The 3,932-nt window shown below is 39.7% G+C and carries 2 protein-coding genes; both read right to left on the bottom strand.

All coding sequences use genetic code 11. The features are described from left to right. Positions 1-114: 114 nt before the first annotated feature. Complete coding sequence (locus tag KTE19_RS13065) at positions 115-687, bottom strand: DUF5776 domain-containing protein (RefSeq protein ID WP_217342462.1); 573 nt, start codon at positions 685-687, stop codon at positions 115-117. Between the two features lie 36 nt (positions 688-723). After that, positions 724-3,624, bottom strand: a complete 2,901-nt coding sequence (locus KTE19_RS14285) for a hypothetical protein (protein ID WP_217342461.1) — start codon at positions 3,622-3,624, stop codon at positions 724-726. Positions 3,625-3,932: the final 308 nt, after the last annotated feature.

Genomic DNA, 3,932 nt, shown 5'->3' with positions numbered 1-3,932 from the left:
TGAATTGACTACTATATTTTGTCACAAGAAAAGCCCCACAATCATTAGACTTACTTGTCTAACAATTGTAGGGCACTTCAGTTGAGGTAGACGTTTTAGTTTGCAATTTATTAATTAGTAATATGCTTTAACGAACTTAGAATTACCAGTGATGTAACCACCAGCAACTTTATATCTCAAGGCACCAACGTTATTGACGCTGTTAGCGTGTGAGAAGTCATAGCGCTGAACTTTAATCCTGGTACCCTTCTTGATATGGCGCTTGTTACGTTGGGTCAAGTTAACGGTCTTATAACGATTGATCGTCTTCTTGACTTTGACGTAACGAACTTGCTTGTGCTTGCCCATTTCGACGAGTTTGCGGTTCCCGGTAATGTATTGACCATTGCTGAGAAGGTAGCGGGTAGTTAAGTTGTGCTTAACAAACTTGGTCACATGAAGCACTGTACCTTGTTTGTAGTTGCGAACCTTGCCAGTCAAGTTGACGTTGGTGTAAGCATTAACCCCACGAGGATTAATGACGGTCAGTGTCTTGTGACTGCTCTGGTAGTAAACCGGACGAACGTAAGCCCATTGAGCGGTGATGTAACCCTTCTTACCCTTGTTCTTGGTTAAGTGGTTTACATCGCGAACTTGGTAACGCAGGCGACCATTCTTAGAATGACTGTAACCAGTTACCACAAACATTGGTCGGTATACCCGCGGCTTCCGGGAGTACCCAGCCTAACGCTCGCTCTTGGAGAAGGTATTATTCTTGTATAAGTAAATCTTCTTCAAGGCGTATACGGCTTCACCTTTTTTAGCGATTGGCTCAGAAGGCGTTGATGGTTCGGGAGTCGGCGTTACAGGAGTTGGAGTAGGGGTTACAGGAGTTGGATTTGGAGTAGGAGTTGGCTCTGGATTCGGTCCCGGAGTAGGGGTTGGCGTTGATTTAGGTGTTACATAAATATCAATCGTGTGCACCGTATCCGATGGTAATTTCTCCGTAATTGGATCTGTGCTCAAGTTTTTAGTATCCGTCGCATCCTTATCAATATGCCAACCATTAAGGGTATAACCCTCATCTAAGAATGTCTGCAAATACTTATAACTTTTATTAACGATTAAACTGTCACCAGATTCCTTTGTATACTTATGAGTATCCAAAGGCGTACTTGGATCATTAATATTTCGAATATTAACAGTTATTGGCTGATCAGTCGTTGACTTAGGCGTTACATAAATGTCAATTGTATGGGCCATATCGGCAGAATATGTTGCAGTAGCTGGAAGTTTTTGTAAATCTTTGATATCATCCGCTGCCTTGTCAAGATGCCAACCATTGATTGTATCATCTTGTGAAACATAATCCTTCAAAATATCATCATTCAAATTAACGGTTACAGTATCACTATCTTTTTTGGAATAACTAAAATTCTTCAAAAGAGCACCCTTATTCGTGTAATCTCGAATGTTAACGTCTATCGGCTTGTCAGTTGTTGGCGTTGAGTTAGGGGTTACGTAGATGTATACCGTCTGCCCAGCAACTGGTTCCGTTGTTCCAGTTGGATAATCAATAGTAGTTGGTAATGAGCTGAACTTATCAAATGATGGTTCTTGACCTTCTGTCCAACCCTTTACATCATATTTATCAGTTGCAGCTCTATCAGTTATCCAAGAATCAGTCGCACTCATTTTCAGGCTTGGCTGATCGCTGGAACCAGTGCCCAATTTATAGTCAGTTCCAAGCTGCTGCTTTGTGTTTGTATTAATAACTTTACCAGTCAAAGATCCATAGTATTTAGTAACAGGTGTATTCTTGTTCTTTACATAAAATTTCACCATCTTAACTTGTGACTTAGAAGAAACAAGCTTTCCGGAATCATCGACATCGTTAGTAGCATAAATATACCCAACGTAAAGGCCAGGATTTACCGTCTGATCATCAAAACTCTTGGTAACATCAAATGAATTGCCATCACCAGTAATAACTTGTGGATTGCCAGCTTCATCTAATTTTGGCTCTGGGTTGCCGTTAGCATCCTTGGCACTATCAGATTCCACTACCTTTTTGAAAACACCACCATTAGCGTAGTGCATGTAAAGATTACTATAATTCAGAACGCTTGCACCTTGACCACCATTATTATAATCTCGGCAGTCACGAACTAATGTCTCATTATTTGGAGTATCTGCGGGCAGATCAGGGTTCCGCATGAGGGCATTAGCTTTCGTCATATCCGAAGGAACCGGAAGATCTGTTTGTAGTAAGTTTTTAAAAAAGTCTGTTTCATTTGTTTTTGACTCTTTATCTGTTGACTCTAGTTTAAAGTACCCACTATTAAACAAGTTCTTCAAATCTGTACTGGAATCCGAATCCCCAGTATTAACAGAAACCGCGTTAGTATTCTCGAAAAGTGCGGGAGCAAAAATTGTCGCCAACGGATTACTATATACTAAGTGAGCTCGATAAGTTGGTTGATTACTATTCTCAGAGTCGATAGGAATCTTCATTGCATCTAAAAAATTCTTATCAGTAACAGTACTACTTTTAGAAGATTTGTCTCCAGTAAGACTGCTAATAACATTAACCTGGTCAGAAGCTTTTGTCGTTTTAATTGGCAGCGAGACATCAAAGTTGATGCCATTTATGTGATCTGATGAGGACAACTGGCTCGGATCAAACGTAAAAATTAGCGTCTTATGACTACTATCCCCTTCACTAGCTGTTTTATCATACGTCCACCCCTTTGCGTGACTAAACGTGCCATCACTTGCTTCATATACGTCTGGAGCTTTCGAAAGGTCAAAGGTACCAGCCTCATCACCAGACAGTTTGATTGTCCAAGTTAGCTTACTATAATAGTTTTTCAAATTGGCATTATAATCAGAATCCGTCATGTTTGTTACACCGCCAAATAGAATCTGTGCCCATGCAGGCATGGCATTCTGACTGTATAAATACATGTAATTATTAGAATATGACGATGGGCTTGGGTAGTAATCGGTATCGTTTGCCGTTTTAACAAGGCTCGCGAATCCGTTATCATTGTAAGGTGTTCCGTTCGTAGAATAATCGGGATATGGAAGCCCACCCTTATTCATAAAAATTTCTTGATTAAATGCATTGTATGGTCCATTGGGATTAATTAAGTTAAATATTTTGAATGAACTAGGGTCAGTAGTGCTAAGTTGTGACCCGTTATAGGAAACCTTAACATCGTATGTTTGTGTTTTTTCCTTCTGCTGCTTTATATATCCCGTATTATCTGTATTTCCTGTTGTTTGCATCATCACTTTAACTTCAGGATTCAGCAAACCGTCATAATAATCTTGTGGCTGATTTGCAGTCAAAGTAATGGTTGTCGTTCCGTTGTTATCATCGGTGCTAGAAATAGCAAATGCGTCGCCAGAACTAGCAACATAGACAGCAACATTGCTAGTCTCAATTCCAGGAAGGGTTTTACTAGTATCTGTATTTTTTACAGTAAAAGTAAATTTATCGCCCTTGTTAATTTTCGCGCTATCAAATTTAAAATTATACTGTATCAAATAGCCTTTAGCATAGGTTGAATCACTTATGTTATTGGTCAATACTTGGAAGGCCACTGGCTGTAGTTTGACCATCACTTGCACTCGTTTCATTTGGTTGCATCAATAAACCAAATGCAAGCACCAATGCCAACACCATAAATACATACTTAATTAGCCTCCCATTTGGGGTTGGGCTGCAATACTTCCTAACCATAAACAATACCCTCCTATAGTACTTTTTGATGTATCACAACACGCCCCTTACCCCGATTAATTCCTGTTCACTCACAAATGAACTGACTCTTCCAGCATTCCCCCAGTTGCAAGCAAAGCACTATAAAGTAAGCACTAAATAATTGGACGTATTCAAAAAGGCATTCGAGCATGTTATTCTTCAGATAACACAATCGAATGCCTTT

The sequence above is a fragment of the Lentilactobacillus dabitei genome (assembly GCF_019061365.1).
In the GTDB taxonomy this organism is placed as follows: Bacteria; Bacillota; Bacilli; order Lactobacillales; family Lactobacillaceae; genus Lentilactobacillus; species Lentilactobacillus dabitei.
This window is presented reverse-complemented; position numbering and strand designations above follow the sequence as displayed.

What these genes read in the sequence shown, in the direction of transcription:
- KTE19_RS13065 (WP_217342462.1), bottom strand. Translation starts at nt 687, where the DNA reads ATGTTTGTGGTAACTGGTTACAGTCATTCTAAGAATGGTCGCCTGCGT.
- KTE19_RS14285 (WP_217342461.1), bottom strand. Translation starts at nt 3,624, where the DNA reads ATGAAACGAGTGCAAGTGATGGTCAAACTACAGCCAGTGGCCTTCCAA.